Origin of the sequence: Amycolatopsis ultiminotia (assembly GCF_039536925.1) — a bacterium.
In the GTDB taxonomy this organism is placed as follows: Bacteria; Actinomycetota; Actinomycetes; order Mycobacteriales; family Pseudonocardiaceae; genus Amycolatopsis; species Amycolatopsis ultiminotia.
Window position 1 is genome coordinate 183,441 of record NZ_BAAAZN010000009.1, and the last position, 18,890, is coordinate 202,330.

General features: G+C 69.8%; 19 protein-coding genes. 12 read left to right on the plus strand and 7 right to left on the minus strand.

What is annotated here, in order from left to right:
* Nucleotides 1-1,362, minus strand: a complete 1,362-nt coding sequence (gene radA, locus ABD793_RS21930) for a DNA repair protein RadA (protein ID WP_344862833.1) — start codon at nt 1,360-1,362, stop codon at nt 1-3.
* A gap of 44 nt (nt 1,363-1,406) precedes the next feature.
* Nucleotides 1,407-2,084 (minus strand): copper chaperone PCu(A)C domain-containing protein, encoded by a 678-nt coding sequence (locus tag ABD793_RS21935; RefSeq protein WP_344862835.1) that lies wholly within the window; start codon nt 2,082-2,084, stop codon nt 1,407-1,409.
* 286 nt (nt 2,085-2,370) lie between these two features.
* On the opposite strand from ABD793_RS21935, the gene ABD793_RS21940 reads away from it, so the two are divergent.
* From ABD793_RS21940 to ispF, 3 genes are all read left to right on the plus strand, one after another.
* Nucleotides 2,371-2,862 (plus strand): CarD family transcriptional regulator, encoded by a 492-nt coding sequence (locus ABD793_RS21940; protein ID WP_344862837.1) that lies wholly within the window; start codon nt 2,371-2,373, stop codon nt 2,860-2,862.
* Nucleotides 2,863-2,949: 87 nt separating this feature from the next.
* Nucleotides 2,950-3,579: an IspD/TarI family cytidylyltransferase gene (locus ABD793_RS21945; protein ID WP_344862839.1), complete on the plus strand. Its 630-nt coding sequence runs from the start codon at nt 2,950-2,952 to the stop codon at nt 3,577-3,579.
* 5 nt (nt 3,580-3,584) lie between these two features.
* The gene (ispF, locus tag ABD793_RS21950; RefSeq protein WP_344863116.1) at nt 3,585-4,049 is read left to right on the plus strand and encodes a 2-C-methyl-D-erythritol 2,4-cyclodiphosphate synthase; all 465 of its coding nucleotides are present in this window, start codon (nt 3,585-3,587) and stop codon (nt 4,047-4,049) included.
* 121 nt (nt 4,050-4,170) lie between these two features.
* Here ispF and ABD793_RS21955 read toward each other — a convergent pair whose 3' ends face one another.
* On the minus strand, nt 4,171-5,151 hold the full coding sequence (locus tag ABD793_RS21955) for a hypothetical protein (protein WP_344862841.1): 981 nt from the start codon (nt 5,149-5,151) through the stop codon (nt 4,171-4,173).
* A 64-nt stretch (nt 5,152-5,215) separates the two neighbouring features.
* Here ABD793_RS21955 and ABD793_RS21960 point away from each other — a divergent pair, with 64 nt between their 5' ends.
* The 7 genes from ABD793_RS21960 (at nt 5,216) to rlmB (ending at nt 10,842) form a co-directional block, all read left to right on the plus strand.
* On the plus strand, nt 5,216-5,887 hold the full coding sequence (locus ABD793_RS21960; RefSeq protein WP_344862843.1) for a hypothetical protein: 672 nt from the start codon (nt 5,216-5,218) through the stop codon (nt 5,885-5,887).
* A complete protein-coding gene (locus ABD793_RS21965) occupies nt 5,881-6,081 on the plus strand; it encodes a hypothetical protein (RefSeq protein ID WP_344862845.1) in 201 nt (66 codons plus the stop codon). The genes ABD793_RS21960 and ABD793_RS21965 overlap by 7 nt, the downstream gene beginning before the upstream one ends.
* Nucleotides 6,082-6,216: 135 nt before the next feature.
* A complete protein-coding gene (locus ABD793_RS21970) occupies nt 6,217-6,741 on the plus strand; it encodes a hypothetical protein (RefSeq protein ID WP_344862847.1) in 525 nt (174 codons plus the stop codon).
* The gene (locus ABD793_RS21975) at nt 6,738-7,613 is read left to right on the plus strand and encodes a type 1 periplasmic-binding domain-containing protein (RefSeq protein ID WP_344862849.1); all 876 of its coding nucleotides are present in this window, start codon (nt 6,738-6,740) and stop codon (nt 7,611-7,613) included. Before ABD793_RS21970 ends, ABD793_RS21975 begins: the two co-directional genes overlap by 4 nt.
* A gap of 123 nt (nt 7,614-7,736) precedes the next feature.
* Nucleotides 7,737-8,423, plus strand: coding sequence for an HAD family hydrolase (locus ABD793_RS21980; protein ID WP_344862851.1), 687 nt, complete (start codon nt 7,737-7,739; stop codon nt 8,421-8,423).
* A 42-nt stretch (nt 8,424-8,465) separates the two neighbouring features.
* Nucleotides 8,466-9,854 (plus strand): cysteine--tRNA ligase, encoded by a 1,389-nt coding sequence (cysS, locus tag ABD793_RS21985; protein WP_344862853.1) that lies wholly within the window; start codon nt 8,466-8,468, stop codon nt 9,852-9,854.
* A 31-nt stretch (nt 9,855-9,885) separates the two neighbouring features.
* Entirely contained in the window at nt 9,886-10,842 is a 957-nt protein-coding gene (gene rlmB / locus ABD793_RS21990) for a 23S rRNA (guanosine(2251)-2'-O)-methyltransferase RlmB (RefSeq protein ID WP_344862854.1), read from the plus strand.
* Nucleotides 10,843-10,846: 4 nt separating this feature from the next.
* Here the strand turns inward: rlmB and ABD793_RS21995 are convergent, their stop codons facing one another.
* A complete protein-coding gene (locus ABD793_RS21995; protein WP_344862855.1) occupies nt 10,847-11,701 on the minus strand; it encodes an NAD(P)H-binding protein in 855 nt (284 codons plus the stop codon).
* Nucleotides 11,702-11,782: 81 nt separating this feature from the next.
* Between ABD793_RS21995 and ABD793_RS22000 the strand changes: the two genes are divergently transcribed.
* Together ABD793_RS22000 and ABD793_RS22005 are read left to right on the plus strand one after the other, a co-directional pair.
* On the plus strand, nt 11,783-12,463 hold the full coding sequence (locus ABD793_RS22000) for a TetR/AcrR family transcriptional regulator (RefSeq protein WP_344862857.1): 681 nt from the start codon (nt 11,783-11,785) through the stop codon (nt 12,461-12,463).
* A 1,785-nt stretch (nt 12,464-14,248) separates the two neighbouring features.
* Nucleotides 14,249-15,682 carry an MBOAT family O-acyltransferase gene (locus ABD793_RS22005; protein WP_344862859.1) on the plus strand — a complete coding sequence of 478 codons (1,434 nt, stop codon included), beginning with the start codon at nt 14,249-14,251 and terminating at the stop codon, nt 15,680-15,682.
* Nucleotides 15,683-15,727: 45 nt separating this feature from the next.
* On the opposite strand, the gene ABD793_RS22010 is transcribed toward ABD793_RS22005, so the two are convergent.
* Genes ABD793_RS22010 through ABD793_RS22020 form a run of 3 tightly spaced genes read right to left on the minus strand, consistent with a single transcriptional unit; the run spans nt 15,728 to nt 18,864 of the window.
* Nucleotides 15,728-16,378 (minus strand): class II aldolase/adducin family protein, encoded by a 651-nt coding sequence (locus ABD793_RS22010; protein WP_344862861.1) that lies wholly within the window; start codon nt 16,376-16,378, stop codon nt 15,728-15,730.
* Entirely contained in the window at nt 16,379-17,827 is a 1,449-nt protein-coding gene (locus ABD793_RS22015) for an FGGY family carbohydrate kinase (RefSeq protein ID WP_344862863.1), read from the minus strand.
* Nucleotides 17,824-18,864 carry a 2-hydroxyacid dehydrogenase gene (locus tag ABD793_RS22020; protein WP_344862865.1) on the minus strand — a complete coding sequence of 347 codons (1,041 nt, stop codon included), beginning with the start codon at nt 18,862-18,864 and terminating at the stop codon, nt 17,824-17,826. Before ABD793_RS22020 ends, ABD793_RS22015 begins: the two co-directional genes overlap by 4 nt.
* Nucleotides 18,865-18,890 lie beyond the last annotated feature (26 nt).

Here is an 18,890-nt window from a genome sequence, read left to right on the forward strand (position 1 = left end):
TCACTTGGCGTGGTTCGCCGCGTTCAGCGCACTCGCCACGTCCGGCACCTCCAGCACCCGGATCCCGTCCGGGATCTTGCCCGAATCGGGCGGGACCAAGGCGTGTGTGTAGCCGAGCCGGGCGGCTTCGGCCAGCCGGCGGCCGACGTTCGGCACCCGCCGGATCTCCCCGGCCAGCCCGACCTCGCCGACGGACACCAGCCGGGGCGAGAGCGCGACGTCGTGCAGCGACGAGGTGAGCGCGAGGACCAGCGCGAGGTCGATGCCCGGCTCGGTGATCTTCATACCGCCCACGGTGGCGACGTACACGTCTTTGTCGCCCAGCTTCATCCGGCCGCGCTTCTCCATCACCGCGAGCACCATCGCCACCCGCGCCGAATCCAGGCCGCTCACCGCGCGCCGCGGCTGCGGCATGCCGCTGCTGGACACCAGTGCCTGCACCTCGCCGAGCAACGGCCGCTTGCCCTCCACCGAGACCGTGACCGCGGTACCCGGCACCGGTTCGGCGGTGCGGCTCAGGAACAGGCCGGACGGATCGGGCACCCCGACGATGCCTTCGTCGGTCAGTTCGAAGCAGCCGATCTCATCGGCCGCGCCGAACCGGTTCTTCACACCCCGCACCATGCGCAGCGTCGAATGCTTGTCCCCCTCGAACTGCAGCACCACGTCCACCAGGTGCTCCAGCACGCGCGGGCCCGCGACCGAACCGTCCTTCGTGACATGTCCCACGAGGACCACCGGCAGACCGCGCTCCTTCGCCAGTGCGACCAGGCCGGAGGTGACCGCGCGGACCTGCGTGACCCCGCCCGGCGACCCCTCCACCTGCGGCGAGGCCATGGTCTGGACCGAATCGACGATCAGCACGCCCGGCTTCACCGCGTCCACGTGCCCGAGGATCGCGGACAGGTCGCTCTCCGCGGCGAGGAACATCTCGCCGTGCACGTTGCCGGTGCGCTCGGCACGCAACCGGACCTGCCCCGCGGACTCCTCACCGGTGATGTACAGCGAGCGCCCGGCGGTGACCGCCCACTGGTAGGCCACCTCGAGCAGCAGCGTGGATTTGCCGACCCCCGGTTCCCCGGCGAGCAGCGCCACCGCACCGGGCACCAGCCCGCCACCGAGCACCCGGTCGAGTTCGGCCACTCCGGTGCGCTTGGCCCGCGAGGCCTCGACGTCGACCTCCGCGATCGGCCGCGCGGGCGCACTCGGCGCCCCTGCCGCGACCCGGGTGATCGCCGGTTTGCCGGTGCCCCGCTCCTCGAGCGTGCCCCAGGCCTGGCATTCCGGGCAGCGCCCGAGCCATTTGGCGGTCTCGTACCCGCACTCCGCGCACCGGTGAACGGTGCTGGTCTTCTTCACCACAGCGCGAGGTTATCGGCGAGCACCGACAAAACCGCGCAGCTGAATCAGGACCGCGCGTTCGCCGGTGCCGCAACCGGCAGCTCGACCGAGATCGGGCCGGCGTTCTGGAAGGTGAAGGTGACCGGGATGGTCATGCCCGGCCACAGCGGCTGCTTGAGCCCCTGCAGCTCGACGGTGCCGGTGCCCAGCTGGACCTGCGCACTCGAGGGCGGCGGCGCACCCGGCGTACCGGTGGCCACGTTGTCCCCCGAGGCGGGCGGCTGTGCGGAACCGGTGTCCGAAGGACTGCCACCGGACGACGGCGGCGGCGCGGATGCACTCGACGAGCCCGGCGCGGCCTGCTCGCCGGTGGACTCGTCCGCGTCCGTCGGGCCGATCACCAGCGAGTGGCCCGCGACGATCGTGGCGTCCCCGGAGATGGCGGCGGGCGCGGTGCTGCCCGCCGAGGTGACCGAGACCAGCTTGTCGTCACGCTGGCCCTGGTTGACGACGGTGAGCGTGAGCGGGGCGGGCTGTCCCGCCGAGTAGCCGGAGCCCTTCGCCGGGTACTGGACCGCGGCATTGCGCAGCACCAGCGTCTTCACCTGTGCGTAGGTGCCGTTGACCGCGGGCTGCTGCGTGTCGGTCTGGGTGATCTGACCGGCCCCGCAACCGGCGAGCACGAGTGCGGCGCCGAGCGCCGACACGCCTGCGCCGAGCACGCGACGATTCTGCAGCCTCACGTCGGAGTCCTTCCATCTCACGGCCTCGTCCCGACGAAGACTAGCCGGGCGGCTCGGCGCGAGCCGAACCGGTGTGGGTTGCCGGTGTCCGGCGAGCCCGGATCAACTGTCCACAGAGGATTCGGTGATCACTGATCACTGCCTCGCACCTCACCTGCATGAGCATGGGGCTTTCCAGTTTGTCAAGCCCTGCCCATGCCGCTGACCTGCGACGACGGTACCGGGTCGCTAGGTGGCCGCCGACGGACCGTGCTAGGATGGACTCAGCGAAAGGGGCAGAGGACACATGGTTTTCAAGGTCGGAGAGACCGTCGTCTACCCGCACCACGGTGCCGCACTCATCGAAGCCATCGAGACCCGGGTGATCAAGGGCGAGGAAAAGAAGTACCTCGTCCTCAAGGTCGCGCAGGGAGATCTCACGGTTCGCGTGCCCGCAGACAACGCCGAAATCGTCGGCGTGCGCGATGTCGTCGGGCAAGAAGGACTGGATCGGGTCTTCGACGTGCTGCGTGCTCCGCATACCGAGGAGCCCACGAACTGGTCTCGTCGGTACAAGGCCAACCTGGAGAAACTCGCTTCCGGCGATGTGAACAAGGTGGCCGAAGTGGTGCGCGACCTCTGGCGGCGAGAGAAGGACCGCGGACTTTCAGCGGGCGAAAAACGGATGCTGGCCAAAGCGCGGCAGATTCTGGTCAGCGAGCTGGCACTCGCAGAAGGCACCGACGAGGGCAAGGCGGAGACGCTCCTCGACGAAGTTCTGGAAACCGCGACGGTCTGACCCCGGGTTCCTCCGGTTTCCCCCGCGGGCAACCGGTTCCCCTACGATCGCGACCTGATGGGCAATCAGCTGCGTAGCGTCGCGTTCGTGACTGTCGCACACCATCCCGCCGATCCCGAGCTCGCGCTCGCGGCGGTTCATGGTGAAGCACTTCTCACGCACACCGTGCGGGGGCTGCTCGGCACACCGGAGATCGATCTGGTGGCCGTGGCAGCCCCCGAGCGGTGTGCGCAATTGTTTTCCGAAGTTCTCCCTCGAACCGAACGGTGCGAGGTGATCGCCGCCGATTCATTGCGTGCGGCATTCGCGATCGTCGAACCACGACTATCCGCGCATTCGGCGGTACTCGTCCACGACGCACTCCGGGCATTCACCCCGCGTCGGACTTTCCGTGCCGTGCTGAACGCGATCGGTCACGGTGCGGAAGTCGTCGTACCGGTACTGCCGATGTCGGACACCGTGAAAACGGTCGACGCGGCGGGTGCGGTCACCGCCACCGTCGATCGCGACGAATTGCGCAGCGCGCACACCCCGATCGGGTTCACCTTTCCCGCATTCCGGTCCACGCTGGCCGGTTCCGCCGATCCCGGCCTCGCCACCGCGGCCGGCGCCACCACCATTCCCGGCGATCCGGACGCGATGCGCGTCGCGAGCGCCTTCGAACTGGCCCTCGCCGAGGCACTGGTGGCCGGAGGCGACCGGGAGGACCCGCTGTGAACGACCTGCGCGTGGGCAACGGAGTCGACGTCCACCCGATCGCACCCGGCCGTGAGTGCTGGATGGCGGGCCTGCAGTGGCCGGGCGTGGACGGCTGTGCCGGGCATTCCGACGGCGACGTGGCGGCGCATGCGCTGTGCGACGCGCTGCTGTCCGCAGCCGGGCTCGGCGACCTCGGCGCGGTGTTCGGCACCGGCGACCCGCGGATGGACGGCGCGCACGGCGCGGACATGCTGTCCGAGGTCCGGACGTTGCTCGAGGCACGGGGTTGGCAGGTGGCCAACGCGACCGTGCAGGTGATCGGCAACCATCCGCGGATCGGCAAGCGCCGTGACGAGGCGCAGCGGGTGCTCGGCGAGGCGATCGGCGGCCCGGTCAGCGTTGCCGGCACCACGTCCGACGGACTCGGCCTGACCGGCCGCGGGGAGGGCATCGCAGCCGTCGCGACGGCGTTGCTCATCCGCGGCTGAGAATCGGTAAACAGCGGAAACCCGGCCTTCGGCACAGCTTCAATTCACGATACCTGACCAGCGGAACCGTGTCGTGACAAGAAAATTCAGTGTTTGAATCTGCACTTGAGGCAAGCCGTCACTATCGTTGTTTGGCGGTTCCTGCCGCGGCAGGAACCGGGGCCGCCCGGCCGAAGGGGACGATGCCCATCGACGCGCATCGGTTGTCCGGCGTACGTTCGATCACCGGCAGGCTGGTCGAGGAACTGCTGTCCCGTCCCGGCGGACAGAGCCGGTCGCTGCCGGTGGTGGTGGGACTCGGCGTCCGCGGCGCCGGCAAGTCGGGCCTGCTGGAGGAACTGCGCGCCGGTGCGCGGACATCCCGCACGCGCTCGTCGGTTTCGAACGACTGGACGGGGAACACATCCAGCCGCGCGAACTGCTCGGGCACCTCGCCTTCGATCTGGGCAGGCAGTGGCGCCAGTTCGGCCGGATCTCCTTTCCCCGGCTGTGGTTGTGCATGCTCGTGCTCAGCTCGCCGGTCGAGGTGGGCGACCGGCGGGCCGCGCTGCGCAAGCTGAAGGATCTGCTCGCACAGAATCAGCCGCTGGAACGGAACCGGGAGACGATCGTCGATGTGGTCCGGCTCGTCGGCGGGGTCACCTCGGGTAACCGGCTGCCCGGCTGGAACGAGGCGACCGACCTGCTGCTGCGCGGTCTGAGCTGGTACGACCGGCGGCGGCTGATCGGCAAGGTGAAGGCCATGCCGACCGGGTCCGGCAACCACCAGGACTTCCTGATCGAGATCGCCAAGCAGGCGCACGGCGACGAGGAGGACCGAGCCGCGGTCGACGCGATCATCTGCGACTCCTTCCTCGCCGACCTCCGCCTGGCGTATTCCGGCCTCTCCGGCACCCGGCGGACGATGAACTGCCTCGTGCTGCTCGACAACGCGCACGCCCCGGGCGGGCGGGCCTTCCTGCGCGCGCTGACCGAGTCCCGCCGGCGCTCCCCGAACGAAGCGGATCCACTCGTCGTGGTCGCCACGAGCCGGACCTGGAACCCGGATTGGAACGAGAGCTGGTCGCTGCAGACCGCGCACCACGGCGGCGATCTGGAGCACCGGCGGAACCCGGCGCACCGGACCCACGGCCTCGCCTGGCCGCATCCCCGGCTGTCTTCCGCAGGTGGAAACCGACTGGGCGGACGGGCCGGACCGGCCGGAAACCCGCTGGAGCCCGTGGTACCTGCTCGAACTCGGCACGCTGTCCAGCGCCGATGTCGTCGATGTCGCCGCAACGCACGAGGTCCACCCGACGTCCCGGCTGCCGCGGTTCCTGTCCCGGCTCACCGACGGACATCCCGGCGCGGTGCGGGAAATCCTCTCCGCGATCACCGGCCAGTACCAGCCAGCCGACCCGAACACGTTGCGGGAAACCTTGTACACCAAGGTGTTCTCGCCGGACGGCAGTGAATCCACGCTGCTCACCGAGATGTGCGAGAACCTGCTGCAGAACTTCTCCACCGCCAGCCGTCCGGAACTGCTCACCGCGAGCGCCGCGGCCGACGTGGAGATGTTGTTCCGCAAGGAGATTCTCGATCTCCGTAGCCCGATGGGCGAAGGCCCGCTGTTCATGCAGCCGGCCGATCAGCTGTGGCTGCGCGCGGATCCGGACGACCCGTCGCGGCACGTGCTGCACCCGTGGTTGCGCCGTCTCCTGTTGCGGAAGCTGGCCTCGCGCACCGACGACCGCCCGTTGAGCTGGCAGCGCGGTGCCGCGACTTCTACGAGAAGAACGGCCGGACCGCCGCCGCTCGCTACCACGATCTCGCGCTGGGCAACGTTGCCGCGGTGGTGACCCACCTGAGCAAGCCGCTCGGGGCCCGGCACGCCGAATTCGACATCCCGACCACGGAAGCGTGGCTGGCCGAGCTGGACACCATCACCGCGGCGCCGAACCGGCTGGTCGAGAACGCGGGTCCGTACGCGCAGGTACAGCTGCACGCCGGCGAACTTGAGACCTCGCTGGCCTGGCTGATCGTCGCGCTGTGACTCTCGCGCGATCCGCTCGGCGATCCCGGCGGCACCTTGAGCTCCACCATCGAAAGCGGTTTCCACCATCTGGCACAGGGCACAGGGCAGAGGGCGAGGATCGATGCTGTTGCACGAGCGGGCGGAGTACTACCGATGACCGGCAACGAGCGGATCAGGCCGCCGAGACCGGTCTGGACCAGCTGGCTGTGGGGTGGCGGCGCGGTGCTGCTGCTCGCGGTCGTTCTGGTGGCGGTGTTCGTGGTCGTCCCTGCGATCACCGACGCGAACCGGACCTGCGGCGACGGCGTACGCGAGCGTGGCGAGAATTCCGAATGCACCGGCATCACCGACGGCGAATTCGTGTTCTCCGGGGACCTCGCGGACGTGGAACAGCGCATCCACGCGGACAACGCCGCGGTCACCGGCTCCGGGGATCCGTACGTGACCATCGCCGTGCTCCTGCCGATGACGCTGACCGAGCACGATCTCGTCTCCCCCGAGTGGGTCCGCCACCAGCTGGAAGGCGCCTATCTCGCGCAGCACCGGGCGAACACCACCCGGTCCTGGGGCAGCGTCCTGCCGCGGATCCGGTTGCTGCCGGCCAACCCCGGCAGCCAGCTCAAGCAGTGGGAACCGATCGTGGACGACCTCGTCGGCCGGACCGGGTGGTGGCGGTGACCGGGATCGGACTGAGCCTCGAGATCGCGCAGCAGGCCGTCCGCAGGCTCTCCGAGCACCAGATCCCGGTGGTCGCCTCGCACCTCGCGGCCGAGGAGTTCTCCCGGATCCCCGGTTTCCTGCGGGTGTCCCCGACGAGCTCCACCTACGGCACCGCACTCGCCGCCTACGTGAAGCCGACCGCGCACACCGCGGCCATCGTGCAGGACCAGAAACCCGGCGACCTCTACCCGAAGACCCTGGCCACGGCGTTCACCACGAAGTTCGCGGACGCCACGCACCGGCTCGCCGGACGGATCGAGCCCTTCAATTCCGGCCTGCCCGCGGTCGAGAACACGTTCCTGCAGATGATGCCGAACATCTGCGGCGACAACCCGGACGCGATCTACTTCGCCGGCCGAGAAGAGCACCTGGCATCGTTCGTCGCCCAGCCCGCCCAGCGCCGGGGTCTGCAGGCGAACGTGACCGTGCTCGGACCGGGGCTGGCACATCCGCAGGCCTGGGTCAGCGAACCGCAGCTGTTCGGCAAGGCCGCGGTCGCCAGCCTCGACGAACCGTCGTGCACCGACTGCTTCAAGGCGGTCTTCCCGCGTGACCGGCTGGACGACAGCATCGCGATCCTGGCGCACGACGCGGTGCTGACCGTGGTGTGGGCCATCCGGGGGCTCCCGCAGTCCTCGCCCGCGAACGTCACCGCCCAGGACGTGCTCCAGGCGAAGAACCGGCTGCACGACCAGCTCGCGGTGCCGAGAGCGAGCGGCCCCATCTCGTTCGACGAACAGGGCGACCCGGTGCACAAGGCGGTCCCGATCCTGCGGATGCGGGTGGACGCCACACCGGAGTTCGTGGAGCTGCCCGATCCGGCGGCCTGAAGTGACGTGAATCACCGGATCGCACCGTCGTCGCCGAGACCGTCGCCGCCAGGCGGCCTGCGCTCCGGCGCAGTGGGCGGAATCGTGCGGCGGAGTCCCGGTCTTCCTGGCTAGGGTTGGCACGTGGCCATCAACGCGGTGTTGTTCGACTTCTCCGGCACGCTCTTCAGGCTCGAGCAGGACGCTTCCTGGCTCGCCGACGTCCGCGGCAGCGACGGCGCGGTGCTCGACCTCGAAGCGCAGACCGAGCTGATGCGCCGGATGACGGCGCCGGTGGGCCAGGTCGTGGACCTGGACGAGGAACACCAGTACGCCTGGCACCACCGCGACCGCGATCCGGAACTGCACCGGAAGGTGTACCTGGAGGTGCTGCGGCGGTCCGGCGTACCCCTCCGCGACCAGGCCGAGGCGCTCTACCGGCGGTTGATCACGCCCGGCGAGTGGACGCCGTACCCGGACACCGAGGCGGTGCTGAAGGCAGTCGCAGGCACCGGGCGCAAGGTCGGCGTGCTGAGCAACATCGCGTTCGACATCCGGCCCGCGTTCACCCAGCGTGGCTGGGACGCGTACGTGTCCGAATTCACGCTGTCCTTCGAGGTCGGGGCCGTGAAACCGGAGCTGGAGATCTTCCGCACCGCGGTCGAGCGGCTCGGCGTGCGAGCTGCCGAAACACTGATGGTCGGCGACAGCGAAGAGGCCGACGGCGGGGCCCGCGCGCTCGGCTGCGAGTTCGCCCTCGTCGACCCGCTGCCCACCGCGGAACGGCCGGATGCCCTGATCGGCGCACTGCGGGCGCACCGCGTGCTCTGACGTCCTGCGACGTCGCCCACAGCGACCCCGTACCCTTTGTACGTGGCTTTGCACCTGTACGACACCGCGACCCGTGCCCCTCGGGAGTTCACTCCTGTCCGCAGCGGAACGGCGTCGATCTACGTGTGTGGTGCCACCGTGCAGGGCGTACCGCACATCGGGCACGTGCGCGGCATGCTGAACTACGACGTGCTGCGCCGCTGGCTGCTCCACAGTGGACTGGACGTGCTGCTGGTCCGCAACGTCACCGACATCGACGACAAGATCCTCACCAAGGCCGCCGACGCGAACCGGCCGTGGTGGGAGTGGGCGGCAACGCACGAGCGGGCGTTCGAACAGGCCTACGACGACCTCGGGTGCCTGCCGCCGTCGGTCACCCCGCGCGCCACCGGGCACGTGACCCAGATGATCGAGCTGATGCAGCGGCTGATCGACAGCGGGCACGCCTATCCGGCCGAGGGCGACGTCTACTTCTCGGTGAAATCCTTCCCCGAGTACGGGCAGCTGTCCGGCCAGCAGCTCGACGAGGTCCAGCAGGGCGAGACGCCGACCCGCGGCAAACGCGATTCGCGTGACTTCACGCTGTGGAAGAGCGCGAAGCCGGGTGAGCCGGCATGGCCGACGCCGTGGGGCGAGGGCAGGCCGGGCTGGCACCTGGAGTGCTCGGCGATGGCGACGAACTACCTCGGCGCCGAGTTCGACATCCACGGCGGTGGCGTCGACCTGGTGTTCCCGCACCACGAAAACGAGCGCGCGCAGTCGAACGCGGCTGGCGACGGGTTCGCGCGGTACTGGCTGCACAACGCGTGGGTGACCATGTCCGGCGAGAAGATGTCGAAGTCGCTTGGCAACACCGTGTCGATTCCCGCGATGCTGGAGCGCTACCGGGCGCCGGAACTGCGCTACTACCTCGTGCAGCCGCACTACCGGTCCACCGTCGAGTACTCCGAGGGCGCGGTCGCCGAAGCCGCACAGGGCTACCGGCGGATCGAGGTGTTCCTGCGGCGCGCAGCGGCGGCCGGTTCCGTGCCGATGGGCGAGGTGGCGCCGGAGTTCGCCGCCGCGATGGACGACGACCTGGCCACCCCAGCCGCGTTCGCCGTGGTGCACAACACGGTGCGGGACGGTAACGCCGCCTTCGACGGGGGCGACACCACAAAGGCGCTCGAACTGGCAGGCGCGGTGCGTGCGATGACCGATGTGCTGGGGCTCGACCCGCTCTCGGCGCACTGGGCCGAGGGCAGTGGCTCCGACACCCCGACCCGCGAGGCGCTGGGCCGGCTCGTGGAAGGTCTGCTGGCCGAACGTCAGCAGGCCCGTGCGGCGAAGGACTTCACTCGCGCGGACGCCGCCCGCGACCGCCTCACCGAGGCGGGTATCGCGGTGGAAGACACCCCGAACGGTCCGCAGTGGACGGTCAGGAACTCCTGATCCGCAGTGCGTGAGGATTGAGGACTCGGTTATGGCAGGCAATTCGCGCCGACAGGGCGCGGTCCGCAAGAGCGGCACCAAGAAGGGTCCCGTCGTCGGTTCCGGTGGACAGCGGCGCAAGGCGCTCGAAGGCAAGGGCCCGACGCCGAAGGCGGAGGACCGGCCGGGGCACAAAGCGCACCGGGCAGCGAACGCGGCGAAGACGCGGGAGCAGGCGCGGCAGAAGAAGGCCGACCGGCCGGAGCTGATCGCGGGCCGCAACCCGGTGGTCGAGGCGCTGCGTGCGGACGTGCCGGGCAACGCGCTGTACGTCGCGTTGAACATCGACATCGACGACCGCGTGAACGAGGCGGTGCGGCTGGCCGGGGACAAGGGCATCTCGATCCTGGAAGTCCCGCGCGAGGAGCTGGACCGCAAGACCAACCGGGCCATGCACCAGGGTCTCGGCCTGCAGGTGCCACCCTTCGAATACGCGCATCCCGGCGATCTGATGCAGGCCGCCCGCGATTCCGGCAACACCCCGTTGTTCGTCGCACTCGACGGCGTCACGGACCCGCGCAACCTCGGCGCGGTGATCCGTTCCGCTGCGGCGTTCGGTGCACACGGCGTGTTGCTGCCCGAACGCCGCAGCGCGGGGATGACCGCGGTGGCGTGGCGTACCAGTGCCGGTACCGCGGCGAAATTGCCCATCGCGGTGGCCACGAACCTGACCCGTCAGCTGCGTTCCTGGGCGTCGGACGGGCTGATGATCGTGGGCCTCGACGCCGACGGCACCGTCGACATCGACTCCCTCGACCTTGCGGCGGATCCGCTGGTGATCGTGCTGGGTTCGGAGGGCCGTGGCCTGTCACGCCTGGTCCGCGAGACCTGCGACGCGACCGTCTCGATCCCGATGGCCGCCGGCGTGGAATCGCTGAACGCCTCGGTGGCCGCCGGTGTCCTGCTCGCCGAAGTGGCGCGCCGACGCCGGGTGGCGGGCCGGATCTGACCCGCTACCCCAGCGCACCGCGCAGGTAGTCCTCGATGCTCGTGGCGGGACGGCCGAGCAGCGTCTCGAGTGCCGGGTCGGCCGGGCCGAAGTCCCCGAGCCGGCTCGCCGCGAACATGCCGACCAGCAGGTCGGCCGCGTCGCGAGGCACTCCCGCGGCGAGCATGCCGTCGCGGTACTCGTCGTCGGACACCACGACGTGCCGGATGGTCCGCCCGGTCAGGTCGGAGGCGATGGCCGCGATCTGCCGCAGGTCGAGCGCTGCCGGGCCGGTGAGCGGCGGCGTCGGCCCGTCGAAACCGCCGTCGAGCAGGATCCGCGCCGTCGCCTCGGCGAGGTCGGCGTGCGCGGTCCAAGCGACCGGGCCGTCCTCCGGGACGCGCAACTCACCCGTGGTGAGCGCCGGCTGCAGAAGCCGGGGCACGGTGCTGGCATAGAACCCGTTCCGCAGCAAGGTGCTGGGGGTCGCGCACCCCTGCAGGAGCTCTTCGGTTGCGGCGTGGTCGGGCATCGGAGGAAACGGCGACGTCGCGCCCCTCCCCATGTGGCTGGTGTAGAGGATGCGCTTCGCACCCGCCGCCTCGGCAGCGGCGAACGCGACCCGATGCGCGCGGACGGCCTCGGCGCCCAGCGCGTTCACCGAGACCACCAGCACGGCGGACGCACCCTCGAACGCCGCCTCGAGACTCGCCGGCTCACCGAAATCGCCACGACGGACTCGCACCCCGCGTTCCCGCAGGTCGGCGAGCTTGTCCGGATCGCGAACGCTGACTGCCACCCGGTCGGCCGGCGCATGGTCGAGCAGGTCCTCGACAACCGCACGGCCGAGCTCGCCACTCGCCCCGGTCACAATGATCATGATGACTCCTTATCAGTGGAAACACGTTTATGTTACCACTGAAACTAACAACGGGACCACCTCGCTGATATCGTCGTTAACATGACCGGTTCTTCCCCGCGCGGCCGCATCGTCGCCGCGGCCCTTCGCTTGCTGTCCGAAGGAGGCCAGGACGCGGTGTCGACCCGCGCCGTGAGCGCCGCAGCCGGGGTGCAGCCGCCGACGATCTACCGGCTGTTCGGGGACAAGGACGGGTTGCTGGAAGCCATCGCGCTGCAGGGTTATACCGACTACCTGGAATCCAAGACCGCCGTCCCGCCGGCGGAGGACCCGGTGCAGGACCTCCGCCGAGGCTGGGACCAGCACGTCGAAATGGGCCTGGCAAACCCGGCCCTCTACCTGCTGATGCACACCCGCGCACAAACGAACGCGACCCCGTCCCCCGCGCTGGTGGCCGCCGAGGAAATCCTGGCAGGCCGCGTCCGCCGCGTCGCGGAAGCAGGCCGCCTGCGGGTATCGGAAACCCTGGCCACGTCCCTGATCCAAGCAACAGGCGCAGGAACGACACTCAGCCTCATCACCCTCCCGGACCCCGACCCGGCTCTCTCGGAAGCCGCCAGGGAAGCAACGATCACCGCAATCACCACCGACCGCCCCCTGACCCGCGAACCAGGCCCCATCGCCGCCGCAGCAGCCCTCCGCACCGCCCTACCCCACCTGACCGCACTGACGAACAACGAAAAGTCCCTGATGAGCGAATGGCTGGACCGAATCACCGGCTGAACTGACAGACTCGCCTGAACTGGCCGGCTTCGGCCGACCGACCTGGCGGGTTGGCCCGGTCGGTGAGGCGAGTTGGCTCGGTCCGTGAGGCGGGTTGGCTCGCCGGTGAGGCGGGTTGGCTCGCCGGATCGGCTTCGCCTCGCAGACCACCTGACCCGACGGGTCAGCCCGGCCCGCAGGCCGACTGGCTCGACGAATCAGCCCGGCCCGCAGGCCGATTGGCTGCCCTTGGCGGGTCGGGTCGACTTGGCAGAATCGGCCGCCCTCAGCGGGTCGGGTCGACTTGGCAGGATCGGCCGCCCTCAGCGGGTCAGCTCGGCTTGGCAAGTCGGCTGCCCGGTGCGGGTCGAATCGGCGTGGCAGGATCGGCCGCCCTCAGCGGGTCGGGTCGACTTGGCAAGTCGGCTGCCCGGTGCGGGTCGAATCGGCGTGGCTTGGTTGATGGATCGGCCGCCCTCAGCGGGTCGGCTCGGCTTGGCAAGTCGGCTGCCCGGTGCGGGTCGAATCGGCGTGGCAGAATCGGCCGCCCTCAGCGGGTCGGCTCGGCTTGGCAAGTCGGCTGCCCGGTGCGGGTCGAATCGGCGTGGCTTGGTTGATGGATCGGCTTCACCTGGCGAACCGGCTCCGCTTACCGGATCAGCGTGGGTTGGCGGGTCGGCTTGGTTCCACAGGTCCCGACCAGTCTGCCAGAGGTTGGGACGTGCCCGATCCGGCCACACCGGCCGACGATCAGTCGGGCTCGTTCCGGCCACACCCGCCGTTCCGGCAAGCTTCGGCCAACCCAGCAAGCCGTGGCTACCTGACCGACCCGGCGCACTGGCAGATTCCGGCCGCCCTGACTGTTCCCGGTAGCTCCGGCAAGTCCCGGACGCTACGGTCGGTATTGCCAACCTGGCAGGTCCGGCCACCCCGCTCGACCCGGATGATCCGGTTGGCCTGGCCGCCCCGGGCCGACCCGGATGGTCTGCCCGGCGCCCACCGACCACGCTCGCGCACTGGCGTCGCACGCTCCGCGTACAAGAGACCAACGCCAGCCGACGCTCGCCCAGCGCCGCCACTGACCGGCCCGCCCCCACGCCGCTCGCACCGACGCTGGCCGGAATTCCTCAGCCGCCAGCCCGACACTGCTGCTCGACACCGGCCCGAGTTTGCCAACCCACGCTGACTCGACGCCGCCCCAAAAATTGCCGACGCACGCCACCCCAAATTGCCACCCCCACCGACCCGGCACTGCCGCTCGACGCCACCCAACGTCGCCGACTCGCCGCTACCCAGCACCGCCAACCCACCACTGCCACCCAGCACCGCCGACCCACCACTACCGCCCAGCACCAACCGCAACGTCGCCAACCCACCACCACCGCCCAGCACCAACCGCAACATCGCCGACCCACCACTGCCGCCTAGCACCAACCGCAACGTCGCCGATCCGCCACTGCCGCCCAGCACCAACCGCAACATCGCCGATCCGCCACTGCCGCCCAGCGTCGGCCGCAGGTCCCAGATCGCTGTCCAAGTCCTGGCTCTGCCGCGCGGCCTCGCCGTGGTTGAGCATGGCGCGTGGGCACCGGCCGCTCGCGCTCGAGAGCCGCCGTTCGGCTCGATGGGCGTCATCCTCGTGGCGCCGGAGCCGCGTGGGCGGGTCGGCCAGCGCCTTCGGTATTCGTTCGCCGTATCGGGTTGTCGTCACACTCGGTGATTCGCGCTGTGATCCGTCGGGCTTCGGACCGCCAGGCCACCCGCTCGGGCTAAGGTCACCTCCGGAACCGAGGGGGTCCGTCACCGATGTCGTTCGTTTCGCCGCTGTTCTTGTGGTACTTCATGCCCGCGGTGCTGGTCGCGGTACTGGTGTGCCCGCGCAACTGGCGCAACGGCATCGTCGCGGTGGCGAGCCTGCTGTTCTACACGATCGGCGCCGGGCCGTACCTGTTCCTGCTGCTGCTCTGCATGGCGGTGAACTTCCTCGCCGGGCCCGCGCTCGAGCCCAGCCCGTGGGACATCCGCGGCACGCGCCGGAGGCGGATCCTGATCGGTGTCGTCACGCTCGACGTGCTGGTCCTGGTGATCTGGAAGTACGCCGGGTTCGCGACCCAGCAGATCGCGGCCGTCGCGCACTGGTTCGGCGGAGACCTCGGCGTGGCGAACCTCGTGGTGCCGATCGGCATCTCCTTCTACACGTTCCACCACATCTCCTACGTCGTGGACATCTACCGCGGTGAGCGGCGAGCGCTGCGGAATCCGGTGTCGTTCGCGGCCTATATCGCGATGTTCCCGCAGCTGGTGGCGGGTCCGATCGTGCGGTACCGGGAGATCGCCGACCAGCTGCCCCAGCACCGTTCGCACCGGCTCGACGACATCGCCGCCGGATTCCCGCGGTTCGCGCTCGGGTTGTGCAAAAAGTCCATCGTCGCCGATTCGCTCAGCCCGATGGTCGAGGCGTGCTTCGCGACCCCGCCCAACCAGATGACCTTCTCGACCGCGTGGCTCGGCGCGATCGGTTACACACTGCAACTGTTCTTCGACTTCTCCGGCTACTCGGACATGGCGATCGGCCTCGGCCGCATGCTCGGCTTCCGGCTGCCGGAGAACTTCTCGCGGCCGTACTCGTCGATCACGATCACCGAATTCTGGCGGCGCTGGCACATGTCGCTGTCCCGCTGGTTCCGCGACTACGTCTACATCCCGCTGGGCGGCAACCGTTTCGGCGCCGGAAAGACCTACCGAAACCTGTGCATCGTCTTCGTCCTGACCGGCTTCTGGCACGGCGCGCAGTGGACGTTCCTGGTCTGGGGCTGTTACCACGGGGCCCTGCTGGTCATCGAGCGCCGCTTCAACCTGGGCGGCACCCCGGCCAACCCGATCGCCCGCGTCGCCCGCCGCGTACTGACGCTGCTCCTGGTCGTGCTCGGCTGGGTGTTCTTCCGTGCGTCCGATCTGGGCCACGCCCTGGCCATGATCGGCCACATGCTGATCCCGGACTTCAGCGGCCTCGGCGACGTCGTGGAGAGCGCCCTGACGAATCAACGCCTGGTCATCCTGATCGCGGCACTGGCGGTATTCGCCCTCCCCGCCCACCCGGTGACCGGCCCCCTGCTCGAATCCTCCCGCACCCGCCCCGCAACAGCCCTACGCATCGGCGTGATGACAGTCGGCCTCGTGTACGCAGCAATCCTCGTGGCCACAGGGACATTCAGCCCATTCCTGTACTACCAGTTCTGAGCTACGACCCACGAGCCTCCGGCCGTGGCGTTGCCTCGGAGTGGTCTACCGCTGCCCGTATCCCTTCAGTTTCTCGGCGACTCGGGCCACCTCCTCTTCCGGCAACAGCTGCGGGCTACCCACGGAACGCGCGGTCAGCCACAGCCGGCATACCCACTCCAACTGCTGCGCACGGTCGTACGCAGCGCCGAGGTTGTCGCCGAAGGTGACGGTGCCGTGGTTGGCCAGCAGGCACCCCCGGCGACCGGCGATGGCGGCGAGCATGGAGTCGGCCAGTTCCTGCGTGCCGTAGGTTGCGTACTCGGCGACGCGCACGGTCGGGCCGATCGAAGCGAGGATGTAGTGGATGGGTGGAACCTCGTCGACCAGCGTCGACACCGCGGTGGCGTGGACGGAGTGCGTGTGGACCACGGCGTTCACCGGCGCGCCGCCGGGATCGGTGGCCCGGGTGTAGACGGCGAGGTGCATGGGCAGCTCGCTGGTCGGTTTCAGATCACCGTCGACGACCTTGCCGTCCAGGTCCACCACCGGAATGTCGGCCGCGGTGAGACCGGCGTACCCGACTCCGGTCGGGGTCACCGCCACCGCGTCTCCGGCACGTACCGAGACGTTGCCGGACGTGCCGACCACCAGCCCGTCCACGGTCAGCCTGCGGGCGTACGCACAGACCGCAGCCCGCTCGTTCTCCAGGATCATTCACAGCCTCCACAGTCCGCGCGCGGCGGACAGGGCAGCCTGGTAATCGCCGTAGCCGCGCTCGTATCCGGCCACATTCTCCGGCCGAACCTCGACCGTGCGCGAGTGCTCCGCCCAGCGGTCCCGGTCGAACGGCGACCCGAGCGCCGCCGCGGCCGTGAGCACGGCGCCACGGGCACCGACGCCGGGATCACTCGGGATCACGATCGGGCGGCCGAGCACATCGGCGAAAATCCGGAGCCACTCCGGTGAGCGCACTCCGCCGCCACACGCGTAGAGCTTCCCGGACAGGCCCGCCGCGTCAAAGCAATGCCGTGCGGCGTAGGCAATCGATTCGCACAGCGCACGCACCACGTCGGCCCGACCGGTTTCGAGGCTGAGCCCGGAGAATTGCGCCCGCGCACCGGCGTCGACAAACGGCGCACGTTCCCCGGACACCGAAAGGAACGGCAGTGCGCGTACCCCACGCGCTCCCGGCTCGCTGCTCGCCAGCAGCGGATCGATCTCTTCGACCCCGATGCCCAGCAACGAGCACACCCAGTCGATGCCTGCGGTGCCGACCATGGCGGGCATCGCGTGCAGGTACTCGTGCTCGTCCGGCGTGCACAGGAACATCCCGGCCGGCTCACCTTCGCGATCGAAAGCCGGATCGTCGGTGAGCACCTGACAGGCCAGCGTGGTACCCGCGGTGAGGATGCCGTCGCCCGGCCGCCGCACGCCCGCGCCGATCGCGCTGGCCGGCAGGTCGAACGGCCCGGCGGTGACCGGCAGCCCCACGGGCAGACCGAGTAACGCCGCACCACGGGAATCGAGCCGGAAGACCGCCTTCGGCTGCGCCGGCTCAGCCAGCAGATTCCGGCGGTGGGCGAGACCGCAGGCCTCGATCGCGTGGTCGTCATAACGGCGGGTGGCCGGATCGAGGAAAGGCAAAGACGCATCCGACACGTCGACGGTGATCTCACCGGTCAGCCGTTGCAGTACCGCGTCGACGCAGTATCCGGCCACTACCGCGCGGTCGAGCACCTCGGGCTCATGACTGTCGAGATAGGACAGCAGAGCGCCCGCGCAACCGGGAAACATGCCGGCACCGGTACGCCGGAACACCTCGGTGGCAACACCGTCAGCCTGCCACTTGGCCAGCACCGTGTTCGCGCGGCCGTCAAGCCACGAAATGGCCGGATGCACGGCGGCGCCGGTCTCGTCCCGCAGCCACAGGCCGTCGCCCTGTCCGGTGAGCGCGAGCGCGGACACCGGTTCCGGCAAGGCAGCGGCGACCTCGCGCACAACGGTCGCGACCGTTCCGACCACGTGATCCAGATCCTGCTCGACCCGGCCGCCCGAGAGGTGGTGCACCTCCGACGGGGCGCACGCGCTCGCGATCGAGCTGCCGTCCTCGTCGAAGACCACCGCCTTGGTGAGCGACGTCCCGATGTCCACCCCGACGATCACGGCTGCCGCCGGAGCACATCGGGATTGGCCAGGTTGGCGAGCCGCTCACCACGGGCGTACCGGCCTACCTCGGCGGCAACGATGGCCGCGGCGCGCTCCGCGGTCTGCCGGCTCGCACCGGCCAGATGCGGTGTCGCTATGACGTTCGGGGCATCCCGCAACGCCCAGTCGGCCGGCGGCGGTTCAACGTCGTAGACGTCCAGCGCAAGCGCACCGAGCCGGCCGGAATGCAGGGCCTCCGGGAGCGGGGCGTAGTCGAGCAGACCACCCCGCGCGGTGTTGACGAGCACGGCACCCTGCGGCAGGAGGTCCAGCTTGCTCTTGTCGATGAGGTGCCGGGTCTCCTCGGTCAACCGCGCGTGCAGGCTGACCACCCGGCTGTGTCGCAGCAGGTCGTCGAGTTCCACGAGCCGGGCGCCGTCGGCCTCGACCGCGGCGCGATCCGCGTACGGGTCCGCCACCAGCACCTCGGCGCCGAAGGCGGCGAGCACCCTCGTGACCCGCGAGCCGATGGCGCCGTAGCCCACCAGCCCGACCGTGGTACCACCGAGTTCGAGCCCGGCCTGGTCGTAGGCGTAGTAGTCGCCACGCCAGGTGCCGGCGAGCAGCTCCGCCGACGACGTGGCGATCCGCCGCATCGCGGCGAGGATCATCCCGACCGCGAACTCGGCGGCCGCGCCGGCGTTGCGGCCGGGTGCGTAGGTGACCGCAACACCAGCCTCGGTCGCCGCAGCGAGGTCGACGTTCACCGGGCCGCCCCGGCAGACCGAAACGAGCCTCAGCCCCGGTGCGGACGAGAAGACCTGTTTGGTGAACGGCGCCATCTGCGTGACCGCGACCTCGGCGCCGGCCAGCGCCTCGATCACCTGTTCCTCGGTGCCGCTGGCCTCGAGCACGGCACCGACCGGGCCGAACGGCTCCACCGGCCATGGCAGGGTCAGCTCGGCGACCTCGTGCTCACCACCGAGTTCCGCGCGAACCGCGCCGGCCAGCAGGCCGGGGCTGACGAAGTGGTCTCCCGCAGCGAGAATGTGCAACTCTGCTCCCTCACTCGCTCTGTGCC